This window comes from Vibrio kagoshimensis (assembly GCF_050337535.1).
In the GTDB taxonomy this organism is placed as follows: Bacteria; Pseudomonadota; Gammaproteobacteria; order Enterobacterales; family Vibrionaceae; genus Vibrio; species Vibrio gallaecicus.
Window position 1 is genome coordinate 24,913 of record NZ_JAKJSZ010000014.1, and the last position, 13,815, is coordinate 38,727.

Sequence of the window (13,815 nt, forward strand, 5' to 3'; positions counted from 1 at the left end):
TTTAACATTAGTAAAACGTTTGCTATCAATAAGAAAAATATGACTGTAAAGTCACATTAAAGGCGGGTGTGTAATATAAAAACTATTTTAAATCAGTGAGGTAACTAAGCCTGTGATAATCAGAACAACACCGACACCACGAGTCATGTGCCACTTTTCCTTTAAAAAGTAGATCCCCATCACTACGCCGAAAATGATACTCACTTGCCTTAGCGCCACAACCAAACTGACATTCTCTGTTATGGTCATTGCAAACAAGACTAAGCCATAAGTCGCAGCCATCATAATGCCAGCCGCAGTTGCACGCTTACGCATTACCCAGGCACTATCGAACTCTGTTTTTTGGTTCGTGACCAATAGCCACAAGCCCAGCGGTACAACAATCGCCCAGAACTGAACGCCTAAATAGAAAACCGCCGTGTGCTTGTTAGTAATCGCTGATGTGCTTAAAGGGTCCAGTAACAAAAGGGCTTCTTTATCAATAATGGAATAACCCGTAGTACCAATGGCGGCAATAAGTGCCCATAACACGCCCAGGTTCAAATAAGCTTTGAATCGTAAGTCTCTAAAGCTTTTAAGCGGAACAAACAAACAACCTATTGTGATCAAGACAAACCCCAACCACTGATTAACAGAAAGCTCATAGCCAATCAAAACGGTACCAAAACCGACCATTAGTACCGGTAATGCTCGTGCCATTGGATAAATGGCACCAATATCTGCCTGTTTATAAGCCATCCCTAAGCCAATTAAATAAACAATTTGAAAAATCCCACTAAGAAATACCAGCATCCAAAAAGCATTGGGGATTTTCTCGAAACCCAATGTCATTGAATACCAAAACAAATAAGGCGTTAACAGTAACGCGGCTGCAGAGCCTGATGCTAAGAAAAATGCAGAGCCTGAACCTTGATTTGATTTTCCTAAAATATTCCACCCTGCATGTAGCAATGCAGAAAAAACCACAATGATGACAGCTGCCACTTCCATTTTTATTCCTTGAGCATTACTTATAAAAAAGGCCTCCCGGAAGGAAGCCTAGTACGATAAATCAGAATATATGATCGAGTTTTCTTAATTTTTATCTTCTAGCTTTAACGCTCTAATTCAGCAACGGACTCTATGCTGATCGCATCATGTCGCCAGTATTCAATATCGCAATCTATCAAGTCACCCTTTTGATTGTAATTAACACGCTCTACCACCATTGCCGGAGATCCAGACGTTGCGCGTAATGCTTGAGCCGTTTCTCCCAGTAAAGACGTTGTACTGACGCGATAACGAATTTTCTGATACACCACACCAAAATGTTCACGATAAATATCCGTTAATGACTTGGATAAGTCGTGATCGAGTAAATTCGGGAATAACTCAGGTCGAATAAAGTTTGTTACATACACCACAGGGCGATCTTCTAAATACCGAACACGATCAACTTTGTAGACATCGGAAAAAGGAGGCAGTTTTAACAAATTCACAGCTTGTTTTGTCGCGAGCATACTTTTAGCTGAAACGAGTTCCGTTTTGGGCTTACGATCTTGCGACAATGCCATATTGGTAAAATTAAGTGTTTGTGTTGGGTCATAACGCAAAGGCGATGGAGAGATAAACCAACCGCGGCGGTCTTCTCGATAGATCTTACCTTCTGCTTCAAGCAGTGACAGCGCTTCACGCAATGTGACACGTGTAGTATCAAACGATTCTGCAAGCTTACGTTCAGCCGGAAGCTTTTGTCTTGATGACAACATCCCCGACTCAATCTGTTCAACGATGACATCTTTAATTTTAACGTATTGCACTTACTTTCCTTTATATCGTTCTTTTACGGAGCATTCGCTTACTAGCACTGCCTAAGCTGAATTTTTCTTTAGCTCTGTTCTTCTTTAGTAATAGTTTTCTTTAGTAAAAGTTTTCTTAAGCAGTAGCTTTCTTCAGCGATATTTACAGAGCCTAAACCACTAACGTTTACGCCAAGCTTGAGTTCTTTTTTCACAGAGCTTGTTGGTCGCCATATGCATAAGTTTTGCGGTTGCGGCTGATAACATGATCATCACTGCCATTGCCGCTGCTGCACCTGTTTGCCCAGCATCATCCATATTTAATACTGAAACCGAAGCAGGAATCGTATCTGTTGAATATAAGAATACTACAGCAGAGGTGGTGGTTAATGCATTAATAAAAAGATAAGTCGCAATATCTAATATTGCTGGTAAACAGACGGGCACTGTGACCTTAAAAAACAACTTGTATTGAGGCAGGTTAACTGAAGCCGCGGTGGCTTCAACCTCGGCGGGTATTTGCTTCAATGCCGTTAACGCCGTCATGTGGCCGACTGTGTAATAGTGCACGATGGTATTAATCACTAGGAATGTCATGGTGCCATACAGCACATTAAGTGGGTTAGTCACATCATTAAAATAGAAGATATACCCAAGACCCAACACCATTCCAGGAACTGCCATCGGCACGACACTGACCATCTGCATCACTTGACGAATAGGCGCAAAAGCTCGTCCTTTTTCAATGCAATAAGCACCAATAAAGATAACCACTGTACCAATAATGGCTGTCCAAGCTCCTAATGTGAGTGAATTAAAAAATGGCGTCCACCCATAGGTACTCATTTCAGCAAAGTTATAATTATTCAGCGTTAGGGTTTTATTCCAAGGCCAGAATGTCACCATAGAGCCATAAATCGCCATGCCTAAAACAGTGATAACCGCTACAGAGATCATTAGACAATAGACAAAACAGATCCCATCTCGAATGGAATTCGGCTCTGGTTGGTAGGCGACAGAACGAGTATCAAACAAACTTTTTTGTTTCTTTTGAACCCATCGGTCAACACCGAACGCCAACAATGCAGGAGCCAGTAGTAAAATACTTGTCACTGCACCCATAGAAAAATTCTGCTGACCAACCACTTGCTTGAAAATGTCAGTAGATAATACATTGTAGTTGCCACCAATCACCTTTGGCACACCAAAATCACATACCACTAAGGTAAACACCACAATTAAAGTACTTATCAAGCCATATTTTGCCGCAGGTAATGTCACCATAAAAAAGGTTTTAAAAGGTGAAGTATTCAATGCCCTTGCCGATTCATATAAGCGAGCATCTGATGTTCTTAACGATGTAGTGAGGATCATTAATGCATGTGGAAAGGTCCAGAAAATCAATCCAATTGAGACACCAATTAATCCATAGATCGAATGCCCACCTAACACCTCTTTGGCGATACCTTGATTACCAAAGAGAAAGATCAAACTGATCGCTGGAAGTAATGAAGGAGCAAGAATAGGTGCTGACCCCAACACTTGAAAGAGACCCTTAAAGGGCATACAGGATCGAGTAATCGCATACGCGTAGCCAAACGCCAACACACCAACAATCACGGTGACCAACACACCTAAAGTGAATGTATTACCAACCGACTGCCATAAGCTCTGTGAAGAAAAGTAGGTTGCAAAGTTTTCTAAACCAACAAAATCTCCATCATTATTCTGCACACTTTTTTTGAGCATCGCCCAAAGCGGCATTAAAATGAACAGTGACATCAATAAGGTTAATAAAGCCAGTAATGCAAAAAGAATGACGTTATCTTTGCTCATTCTCGCCATGAAAGCGTTGGCTCTAAATTTGGGGGAGCGCATTGGGGCTATTTCCATGCTCATCTCAAGCCGCCTCTGTTTTCTTCAAGCCTTTTGAGGCTGATTGATGCATAAATTCGGTACCGTTGCTGCTATTTTTTTGACTACCGCTAGTTTGAGAGCCAATTGAGTTCGACGAGTAAGCTCTTAAGCCCTCTTTATCAAACTCGATATAACGAATATCACCTCGGCGCAGTTTCAACTTATTGAATTCTTTAACCGAGATGTCCACAACAATATCTTTGGCTAGTGCGTCATGCTGCAATTCACACTCCACTCGATAAAACGCGCCTAAAAACTCACAAGATAGAATTCGAACGGGTAATGAGTCATTGAAGTGATCAACAAATTGAATCTGTTCCGGACGAACAGCTAGGTCAAACCAATCCCCTTGCTTTGGAGATAAATTATCGAGAACAGGTAAAGACAGCATCGACTCAGCAATTCGTATTTTAGAATCCGTCGCCACTGATGCTTTAATGAAGTTCATTGTGCCTACAAATTCTGCGACAAAACGACTTGCTGGTTTTTGATAAATGTCTTGCGGAGCGCCAACTTGCTCTATCACACCATGGTTCATGACAACAATACGATCTGCCATAGTTAGCGCTTCATCTTGATCATGAGTCACCATGATCGTCGTTATCCCCAACTTACGTTGTAATTGGCAGATTTCATCTCGTAAGTGAGTACGCACTTTTGCATCAAGGGCTGATAAAGGTTCATCTAGCAATAACAAACCAGGAGATAAGGCTAAAGCACGAGCCAGAGCGACACGCTGCTGCTGTCCTCCCGATAATTGGTTCGGATATTTATGTGCTGACGTTGGTAGCCCAATTGTCTCTAACCACGCTTCCACTTTTGATAGCGCATCTTGGTTGGACATACCTTGATTCTTTAGCCCAATCGCAATGTTTTCTTGAACCGTTAAGTTTGGGAACAACGCATAAGACTGGAATACGATCCCAAAATCTCGTTTTTCAGGAGGAAGAAAAGTCGTATCAGAGCCATTTTGATGAATAGCCCCTGACGTTGGAAGATCTAAGCCTGCGATCGCTCGAAGCAATGTCGTTTTGCCACAGCCTGAGGGACCAAGGAAACACACAAACTCTCCTTTTTCTATCGATAAGGAGATCTGCTTTAACGCAGTAAATTGACCAAACTGTTTTACAACGTTTTCAATATTTAAGTAAGGTTGGTTGCTCATGCTACAGCACTCTTTAAATGGTATATACCAAACTTAAACTTTGAATATTGCAGTTGAGTGACAAATTTATAGAAGGTAAGTGACAGTTATATTGCAAACAAAATACCCTGCAGAAAACTCGGCTGGGCTATTAACAACAAAGCTTCCACCCACTTGTTGCAATAGGGATGAAAGCTTCATTTATTTATTCTTATTACTATTTTTATTCAAGACCTTAGGGGGACTCTCCCAAGTTTCAGCCGGTTAAAATGTTGTAAATGAGCCCCGCAGCCACCCCACAATTTTATCAGCAGGCTAATCGACCCCAATTCAAAACTTGCCATTGGTTTGGCTCTGCATATGGCGCAATACGTTCACAAGGGTTAACCAAGTACGCACGGTCCGCAAATTCACACATTGGCAAGTCATTGATCGAGTCGGTATAGAAATGAAGTTGATTAAAGGATTGATTCTGAGAGTCCATCCACTCTTGCAGGCGCACAACTTTACCTTGCTGATAACTGGGAGTACCTGCAATTTTCGCTGTGTACTTTCCCGATTCTTCAACTAGTTCAATCCCAATAGCATTCGGTATGTCGAGTTTCTGAGCAACACAATCAACAATGAATGCAACTGTCGCTGACACAATGATGATTGGATGACCATGCTTCTTGAGTGTCTGAATCAGTTCCAGTGCTTGAGGGAAAATTCGTCCTAGCACTTTGCTTTGTACACACTCTTCCACCAGCCGAGCAACTTCATCTTTGCTTTTGCTACTGAGCGGTGCCATCGCAAATTCAAGGTACTCTTCCATAGAGAGTGAACCTTGAGAGTAGAGATCCATTAAACGCTTGTCTTCTTGAAGAAAATTAGGTTCTTTTACGATACCTTTTTCAATAAGAAACTCGTTCCAAATCATTGTGCTATCGCCATCGAGTAGCGTTTCATCTAGGTCAAATACATACAGTGGAGTTATCATACCTTTTCTCACTTATTTGGTCCGTTTAGGTTAATCCTGATCAAATCTAAGACTCTACTTTATCGGCTTTGCCAGCTGCTCCAGCAAGTTTAGTCAATTGCTTATCTAGCCACATTGGGCGCTGATTCGCATCTTCTGTATTTTCTTTTCGACGAACGGCATCTCTAACCATCATTGCCCCTACCCACCGAAACGGCTCAGGTGGGAAATAGCCTCGAGGACCGCTAGTTAAGCCACTGCGCGTCCACTCGTTATCCATTCCTAACACCATTGAAGATAAAATTTTGCCACCCATGCGGGTTTGCGCGACGCCGTTACCTGAATATCCAAGCCCATAATAGATGTTGGATTGACCTTTTAGGTTACCGAAAAATGGCAACCCTGTGACCGAACGATCTGAACCGCCAGACCAGTTGTAATCGAATTCACTCTGCTCCAGTTTAGGAAACAGCTTTTGGAAAGATTGATGAAGAATCGGCAAATAATCAGTCGTTTGGTTAAACATGGTTTCGACTTTATTGGCAAACGAGAATTTATTGCCGCCTTTACCCAACATGAGTCGTCCATCTTGGGTATCACGGTAGTAATGTACAAAGATACGAGAATCCACCACTGCCGCCCCTTTCTCAGGTCCAAACTGTTTGAGCTTTTTTGGAATAGGTTTGGTCACAACCATATCTGACGATACGACCACAATGCTGCGTTTAAACTCTTTAAAATGATCGAGCATCCAGGCATTAAGCGCTAAAATCACTTTACCTGCTAATATAGACCCGCCCTTGGTTTGGATACGTGCTGGTGATCCGTAATCGAGGGAAGTCATCTCTGTATTTTCGTGAATTTCAACACCTAAATCGAGCGCGACACGGCGCAAGCCTCTCGCTAATAAAGCCGGTTGCACACTGCCTGCCGCTTCAGAGTAATAGCCTTCAATGTGACTATTTGAACCCGCTTTTTCAGACAAGGAGTCATCACACTTTTTCCAGCTATTAATGCCCTGCTTAACCAACTCATTCACAACGGGTTCCATTCCACCTTTTTGAGCTTCATTGGTCGCCGTGTAGTAAGCACCACTTCGATAAAGGTGAGCATCAATTTTGTGTTCGTTACAGAAAGCTTCAATTTCGTAAATGGCCTTTTCAGATTCCTTAACTAGCCATTTGGCTTGCTCTTTTCCATAGAGTTTTTTCAGCGTTGGATATTTAGTTGACCAAGTCAGCATACACCCGCCGTTCGCACCAGAAGCACCGCTGCCACACAAGCCTTTTTCAATCACTACAACCTGTTTTTCGGGCTGTTGTTGTTTGATTAAAATCGCCGTCCATAAGCCGGTGTAACCACCGCCGACAATGGCGATATCACAGTTAACGTCTTTTTGAAGCGGTTTAGCGGATTCTAGCCCTGCATTGATGCTGCCAAATTCCTGTTCCAATGCTTGCTTGAACCAATATGAGTAGTGCTTTGTCATTTTTTGTACCTTACCTAAAACTTAAAGGCGTAAACTAAAAAAGGAAGACCGAAGCCTTCCTTTACAGATTCCTAACTTCTCATGGGCTGCAGAGCTAATAATCTCGTAAGCTAATAAACTAGAAGGCTCATTAACTAGACCGCTAATTAACTAAACAGCCAATGAACTAAGCAGCTCAGTAAGTTAAGATTTAGGCTCAGATTTTGAATCAAACTTTTCAGACCATGTTTTCAGTACTTGTGCACGTTCATTACCCATACGTGCAAAGTCCATTTTTGCCATGTTCTTTTCTACATTTGGGAAATTCTTCAACGTTGCTGTGACATCTTGGTGCCCTACCACTGGGTACATCTCAATGTACAATTCATTTGCCGATTTAGAGATAGACCAATCTACGACTCTCTTCGCCGCATCTGATGGCTTCACCAAGCCTACAGCTTCTGATTCCCAACCAATACCTTTAGGTGTAATCACTGCCAGTGGTGCGCCTTGAGTCTTTAATTTTGCGCCACGGCTAGCCATAGAAATACCAATTGCCACTTCGCCCATACCAGCTTGTACACAAGGCTTAGAGCCAGAGTGCGTGTAGTGTGCAATATTCTTATCAAGCTTATTCATGTAGTTCCAACCTTGGTCTTCACCCATATTTTGCAGCCAAGCTGATACTTGCATGTACCCCGTCCCTGAAGACGCAGGGTTTGGCATAGCAATATGACCTTTATAAACAGGGTTGGTTAAATCTTCCCAAGTTTTAGGCTCTGGTAGGTTAAGCTGTTTCGCAACGATTTCATTGAAGCAAACGGCATTAAAGAAAGCGTCGTTACCAAACCAAGCTTGGCTTGACTGAGGGTCGTTCAAACTTGTTTTTAATGACTCCACACCTTGTGGTGTATAAGGCGTCAGGATACCTTCGTTTTTCAGCAGTGCCATTGAAGAACCAGCAAGTCCCCATACCACTTCTGCTCTTGGGTTGTTTTTTTCAGCAAGCAATTTTGCCGTCATAATACCCGTTGAATCACGCACCCATTTGATTTCCACATCTGGGTTTTCGTTTTCGAATGCAGTTTTGTACTTCGCAAGAATATCGGTTTCAAAAGCCGTGTAAACCGTCACTTCCTGTGCAGCAAGTGCATTATTCGCAAGTAATGATACAAGTGCAGCAAGTGATCCTTTCATTAAACGGTTTTTCATTATCTTCTCCAATTAGGCAATGTTGTTTGTCTATCAATGAATTAGTAAATAATCAGCACACGGATTCTGACTAGATTGCGAATCTTATTGGTATGTACCAGTTATTGAGTATTAACCTAAAACAGATTTGTGACGGTTACATGAACAAAAAATGGCAATTTTAAGATATAAACTAAGCGAATAGCTGACCGTTAAGTATCAATATGAAGCTTTTATTAAATTGCTTTACAGAGCCTTTACCCAACCTAATTTCGGTTGCTAAAGTAATAGCCACTTTCTGGTATAGTCCAAATGGAAATTAAAATGAAGAATGATTACTTGCTGCTTACACCTGGTCCTTTGTCGACTTCTGATGCAGTGCGTCAAGCCATGCTTAAAGATTGGTGCACTTGGGATGATGAATACAATAAAGATGTGGTTGAAGTTATTCGCCAGAAATTAGTGTCACTGGCGACCAAGCAGCATGGTTACACAAGCGTTTTAATGCAAGGCAGTGGTACTGCATCGGTTGAAGCCACTATCGGCAGTGTGATTGGCAAAAACGGTAAATTACTTGTTGTGGATAATGGCGCTTATGGTGCACGCATTGCTCAGATAGCGGACTATTTAAACATTCCTTGCCATGTCGTTTCCCCTGGTGAAACTTCCCAGCCTGACTTAAACGAAATGGAAAAGGTATTGGCTACGGACTCAAGTATCACCCATGTTGCTATTGTGCACTGCGAAACAACAACGGGCATGCTGACCCCAATAGAGCAGATCTCTACACTCGCCAAACAACATCATAAAATCGTAATTTTAGATGCGATGTCGAGCTTTGGTGGCATCCCGATGGATATTGCCGAGTTAGGAATTGACTATATGATCAGCTCCGCCAATAAGTGTATTCAGGGCGTTCCTGGCTTTGGATTTGTCATCGCAAAACAATCAGAATTAGAGCAGTGTAAAGGACAAGCTCGCTCATTAAGCTTGGATCTTTACGACCAATGGCACTGTATGGAAGTGAACCATGGAAAGTGGCGTTTTACCTCACCAACCCATACCGTTCGAGCGTTCTACCAAGCGTTAATTGAATTGGAACAAGAAGGTGGAATTGCGGCTAGGCATCAACGCTATCACACCAATCAAACCACACTGGTTGCAGGCATGAGCTCATTGGGTTTTGAACCACTTCTAAACGATGAATTGCACTCACCTATTATTACTTCATTCTATTCTCCAGCCCATAGTGACTACCAATTCAAAGAGTTTTATGACCGATTAAAAGCGCAGGGCTTTGTTATCTACCCTGGCAAAGTATCTAACGCCGAATGCTTTCGAATTGGCAATATTGGCGAAGTGTACCCTGCTGATATTGAGCGTCTAATTGTCGCGGTTGAAAAAGCTATGTACTGGGAAGTTCGCTAATGACTGATTCTCTAGAAATTGGTACCCCAACTGATACCAAAGAAGTAACTGCTAAACCTGTACTTACTCGTGCATCAAACGAACCAGCAACATCAGCCACACACTTTCGCAGTGAGGGTGATGTAAACACAACACCTGCAAGACAAACTTGGAACGAATCTTTAAATCATCAAGCGACCCAAGCTTTGTTGAGACGTGATTCTGAAGTGTTCCTCCACCAAGCCATGTCTACGCCCTGTCTTGACTCTTTAGAGGCGGCTGATGGTATCTACCTGCAAGACTCGTCTGGCAAAAAGTATATGGATTTTCATGGCAATAACGTCCATCAGCTTGGTCATGGGCATCCACATGTCATCAAAAAAATCACTGAACAAATGGCTTCATTGCCTTTTTCCCCTCGCCGATTTACGAATGAAACGGCCGTTCAATGCGCGGAAAAACTCACTCAGATTTGTGGGGGGGAGCTAAACCGAGTGTTATTTGCTCCTGGGGGTACTTCAGTGATTGGTATGGCATTAAAGCTGGCACGCCATGTGACCAATAATTTCAAAGTAGTATCCCTATGGGACTCATTCCATGGCGCATCTTTAGATGCAATTTCCGTTGGCGGCGAAGCGTGTTTTCGAGAAGGAATGGGACCTTTAATGGCAGGTGTAGAGCGAATCCCTCCAGCCGTTTCCTACCGTGGTGCTTTTCCTAGCCCTAATCCTTATGCTTCTAACAATGACAATAACCAAGACCAAGCCAGTGACGTTCACTACGCTGATTACTTGGAATATGTCATAGAAAAAGAAGGCGGCATTGGTGCGTTTATCGCAGAGGCAGTGCGCAATACGGATGTGCAAGTACCTAGCAAAGCGTACTGGAAACGAATCAGAGAGATTTGTGACAAACACAACGTCCTGTTGATCATCGATGACATCCCTAATGGTATGGGGCGAAGCGGCGAATGGTTTACTCACCAAGCCTTTGATATTGAGCCTGACATTTTATGTATTGGCAAAGGTTTAGGCGGAGGACTAATTCCAATAGCCGCCATGATTACAAAAGATAAATTTAACACAGCCACACAAGTCTCTTTAGGTCATTACACGCATGAAAAAAGCCCACTTGGTTGCGCTGCTGCTCTTGCAACCATCGAGGTCATTGAGCAAGAAAAGCTTTTAGATAAAACACTATCTGACAGCACGTTCATGCGCGAACAGTTACTGCGCATGAAAGAGAAATATCCAGTGATTGGTGACGTCAGAGGCATAGGTCTTCTATGGGGAGTCGAACTGGTCACTGATAAAACAGCAAAAACCCGAGCCTTTGATGAAGCGGAAGCCACTTTATATCAATGCTTAAACAATGGTCTGAGCTTTAAAGTCTCCCAAGGAAATGTCATTCAATTGAGTCCACCACTCATTATCAGTCGCGCTGATTTACAGGCTGCACTCAATATATTCGAAAACGCCATTCAGCAAGTGTGTATTGATTTCAACTACATCTAGTGGGGAGCCTGCTTTTACGCTCTCGCCTTATTTATTACACAAGATTTATTAACCAAGTCGTCAGTTCCATTTTAGAACGAGCATGATGACAACGGAACAAACCAGATAGGATTAGAAAATGAACAAGACATCACCAGTACAAGCTGTGATTTTTGATTGGGCAGGCACTATTGTCGATTTTGGCTCGTTTGCTCCTACCAGTATTTTTGTCGAAGCATTCAAACAAGGGTTTGATTTCGATATTGATCTATCGGAAGCTCGTGAACCGATGGGCTTAGGCAAGTGGGATCATATTCAAGCCGTAGGGAAAATAGCTTCTGTCGATAAACGTTGGAACGAAAAATTCGGACGTTCAATGACCAACGACGATATTGATGCTATCTACGCCGCCTTCATGCCTCTACAAAAAGCCAAAGTCGCCGATCACGCCGAGCCTATTTTAAACGCTATTGAAGTAGTAGATGGTTTAAAAGCACAAGGCATCAAAATTGGGTCTTGCTCTGGTTACCCTCGTGAAGTGATGGACGTATTAATTCCTGTAGCCGCTGACTATGGCTATAAACCAGACTGCGTTGTGGCAACTGATGACTTACCTCAAGGTGGTCGCCCAGCACCCTATATGGCGCTTAAAAATGTCATTGATTTATCAGTAACGGACGTAGCAGCTTGTATTAAAGTCGATGACTCAGCGCCTGGAATCTACGAAGGTCATAATGCGGGAATGTGGACCGTAGGGTTACTGCTTTCCGGTAATGAGGCTGGACTAACTTATCAAGAGTTTTTAGATGCGGATGAAGCAACATTAAGCGCAGCTCGTGAAAAAGCGAGAACAAAACTGAGTAAATCAACACCTCATTATTTAATAGATACCATTGATGATTTCCCAAATATCGTAGCTGATATTGAAAAACGGCTGCTTGCAGGTGAAAGACCTTAGTTAATCAGAACGCTTCAAACCTTGCTCTCTTAGCAATAACTCTTCTTATATATCTAAGCCTTCTTCGCATTAGCAAGGCTTAGATAGCACTTACAAGTGATAATTAATTGACGCTTCATCCTTGCTAATCCTGCTCAACATCCCCTTAAACTGAACACTTAAAGTAAAGAAAATGCGCCCCTTCGACTGCTTTCTGGCAAATAAATTCAAAAAAAGTACAAAAAATACATGCTTTATGCCCAACCTATTGACTATAATGCCAAATGGAAACAGCAGAAATTACAAAATAAAACATATATAACATTTAATTAAACTCACAGGGTGATGAACCTGGCAATTTATTGACACTATCATCAGTAAGCTTGTGGACAGTTCTTACATTAATACATGGATCAAAGGATAGGATTATGAGTAAATTATCAAAAGTAGCAGTTGCTCTAATTGCGGCCTCTGGTATTGCTTCGCACGCTTCAATGGCTGAATCATACATTGGTGGTAAAATCGGGTTGGCTTGGCTTGATAGTGCATGTGCGACTAGCGCTAACTGTGAAGATGACGCCATCGGCGCCGGCATATACACAGGCTATAATTTCACTGAACGGTTTGGTATTGAGCTAAATTCAGATTACTTAGGTAGCTATGAAACTAATTTCAATAGCCAAGGTGTAAACTACCAGTACGATGAAATAATCATTGCTACTTCTTTATCTCCAAAAATTACAATCCCACTAGAGAACAATTATTCTCTGCTATTCAAACCCGGTCTAGCGTACATCGCCCATGCTGGTGAAACGGATGTGATACCAACAATCGCATTTGGTGCTGAAAAACGCTTATCTGACGATTTTTCAATGCGAGTTGAGTACCAATACTTCAACGATTTCGATGATAAAATCATTCAAGATCTGAACGCTAACTTCTTATCCTTTGGTTTATCTTACCACTTTGGTGGAGTTGCTCCAGTTGCTCCAGTTGCTGCTGCAGCGGCTGTAACACAAGCACCGGCTGAACCAGTAGTAGAACCAGCACCAGTTGTTGAAGCGCCAAAACCAGTGATAGTAACGAAAGCTCAAAAAGGCTCTTACACGCAAGAACTATTCGCAACGAATAGTGCTGAGCTATCAGCTGCAGGTGAACAGACGCTTGAGCCTCTACTAACGATTCTACTTGCTCACCCAGAGTCAAATATCGAAATCGTAGGTCACACAGATTCAACTGGTAGTGAAAAATACAACCAAATGATTTCTGAAAAACGTGCAAACGCAGTTGCGACTTACTTTGAAGAAAATGGTGTAGCGACAGATCGTATCTCAGCTTCAGGTGAAGGTGAATCTAACCCTATCGCATCAAATGCCACTGCGGAAGGTCGAAGCCAAAACCGTCGTGTTGAAACCAACATTCCAAGCTTTGAGTACAAAGAAGAAGTAATGAAATAAGATTATTTCTAATTACTATTAATAAAAAACCAACCTAATTAGGTTGGTTTTTTTGTTTAAGCTTC

10 protein-coding genes and 1 pseudogene are annotated in these 13,815 nt (G+C 42.2%); 4 read left to right on the forward strand and 7 right to left on the reverse strand.

The features are described from left to right. Positions 1–87 precede the first annotated feature (87 nt). From L4C37_RS14305 to L4C37_RS14335, 7 genes and pseudogenes are all read right to left on the reverse strand, one after another. Positions 88–990 carry an EamA family transporter gene (locus tag L4C37_RS14305; protein WP_137372111.1) on the reverse strand — a complete coding sequence of 301 codons (903 nt, stop codon included), beginning with the start codon at positions 988–990 and terminating at the stop codon, positions 88–90. Between the two features lie 104 nt (positions 991–1,094). Next, positions 1,095–1,799 carry a phosphonate utilization transcriptional regulator PhnR gene (gene phnR, locus L4C37_RS14310; RefSeq protein WP_137372110.1) on the reverse strand — a complete coding sequence of 235 codons (705 nt, stop codon included), beginning with the start codon at positions 1,797–1,799 and terminating at the stop codon, positions 1,095–1,097. 159 nt (positions 1,800–1,958) lie between these two features. Continuing rightward, complete coding sequence (locus L4C37_RS14315; protein ID WP_429768975.1) at positions 1,959–3,671, reverse strand: putative 2-aminoethylphosphonate ABC transporter permease subunit; 1,713 nt, start codon at positions 3,669–3,671, stop codon at positions 1,959–1,961. A gap of 106 nt (positions 3,672–3,777) precedes the next feature. Then, positions 3,778–4,860: pseudogene (locus L4C37_RS14320) on the reverse strand (putative 2-aminoethylphosphonate ABC transporter ATP-binding protein); the annotation flags it as partial. 286 nt (positions 4,861–5,146) lie between these two features. Next, a complete protein-coding gene (locus L4C37_RS14325) occupies positions 5,147–5,818 on the reverse strand; it encodes an HAD family hydrolase (protein ID WP_429768976.1) in 672 nt (223 codons plus the stop codon). Between the two features lie 46 nt (positions 5,819–5,864). Next, entirely contained in the window at positions 5,865–7,286 is a 1,422-nt protein-coding gene (locus L4C37_RS14330) for an FAD-dependent oxidoreductase (RefSeq protein WP_429768977.1), read from the reverse strand. 183 nt (positions 7,287–7,469) lie between these two features. Then, positions 7,470–8,477, reverse strand: a complete 1,008-nt coding sequence (locus tag L4C37_RS14335; RefSeq protein ID WP_429768978.1) for a putative 2-aminoethylphosphonate ABC transporter substrate-binding protein — start codon at positions 8,475–8,477, stop codon at positions 7,470–7,472. 303 nt (positions 8,478–8,780) lie between these two features. Between L4C37_RS14335 and phnW the strand changes: the two genes are divergently transcribed. The 4 genes from phnW (at position 8,781) to L4C37_RS14355 (ending at position 13,750) form a co-directional block, all read left to right on the forward strand. After that, positions 8,781–9,884 (forward strand): 2-aminoethylphosphonate--pyruvate transaminase, encoded by a 1,104-nt coding sequence (phnW, locus tag L4C37_RS14340; protein WP_429768979.1) that lies wholly within the window; start codon positions 8,781–8,783, stop codon positions 9,882–9,884. Next, entirely contained in the window at positions 9,884–11,377 is a 1,494-nt protein-coding gene (locus L4C37_RS14345) for an aspartate aminotransferase family protein (RefSeq protein WP_429768980.1), read from the forward strand. The genes phnW and L4C37_RS14345 overlap by 1 nt, the downstream gene beginning before the upstream one ends. Before the next feature lie 118 nt (positions 11,378–11,495). Further along, a complete protein-coding gene (gene phnX, locus L4C37_RS14350) occupies positions 11,496–12,314 on the forward strand; it encodes a phosphonoacetaldehyde hydrolase (protein WP_429768981.1) in 819 nt (272 codons plus the stop codon). A gap of 407 nt (positions 12,315–12,721) precedes the next feature. Continuing rightward, on the forward strand, positions 12,722–13,750 hold the full coding sequence (locus L4C37_RS14355; RefSeq protein WP_429768982.1) for an OmpA family protein: 1,029 nt from the start codon (positions 12,722–12,724) through the stop codon (positions 13,748–13,750). The last annotated feature ends 65 nt before the right edge of the window (positions 13,751–13,815 follow it).

Excerpts from the sequence above, each read along its gene's own strand:
- L4C37_RS14305 (WP_137372111.1), bottom strand. The coding sequence starts at position 990 with ATGGAAGTGGCAGCTGTCATCATTGTGGTTTTTTCTGCATTGCTACAT.
- L4C37_RS14315 (WP_429768975.1), bottom strand. The coding sequence starts at position 3,671 with ATGGAAATAGCCCCAATGCGCTCCCCCAAATTTAGAGCCAACGCTTTC.
- L4C37_RS14325 (WP_429768976.1), bottom strand. The coding sequence starts at position 5,818 with ATGATAACTCCACTGTATGTATTTGACCTAGATGAAACGCTACTCGAT.
- L4C37_RS14330 (WP_429768977.1), bottom strand. The coding sequence starts at position 7,286 with ATGACAAAGCACTACTCATATTGGTTCAAGCAAGCATTGGAACAGGAA.
- L4C37_RS14335 (WP_429768978.1), bottom strand. The coding sequence starts at position 8,477 with ATGAAAAACCGTTTAATGAAAGGATCACTTGCTGCACTTGTATCATTA.
- phnW (WP_429768979.1), top strand. The coding sequence starts at position 8,781 with ATGAAGAATGATTACTTGCTGCTTACACCTGGTCCTTTGTCGACTTCT.
- L4C37_RS14345 (WP_429768980.1), top strand. The coding sequence starts at position 9,884 with ATGACTGATTCTCTAGAAATTGGTACCCCAACTGATACCAAAGAAGTA.
- phnX (WP_429768981.1), top strand. The coding sequence starts at position 11,496 with ATGAACAAGACATCACCAGTACAAGCTGTGATTTTTGATTGGGCAGGC.
- L4C37_RS14355 (WP_429768982.1), top strand. The coding sequence starts at position 12,722 with ATGAGTAAATTATCAAAAGTAGCAGTTGCTCTAATTGCGGCCTCTGGT.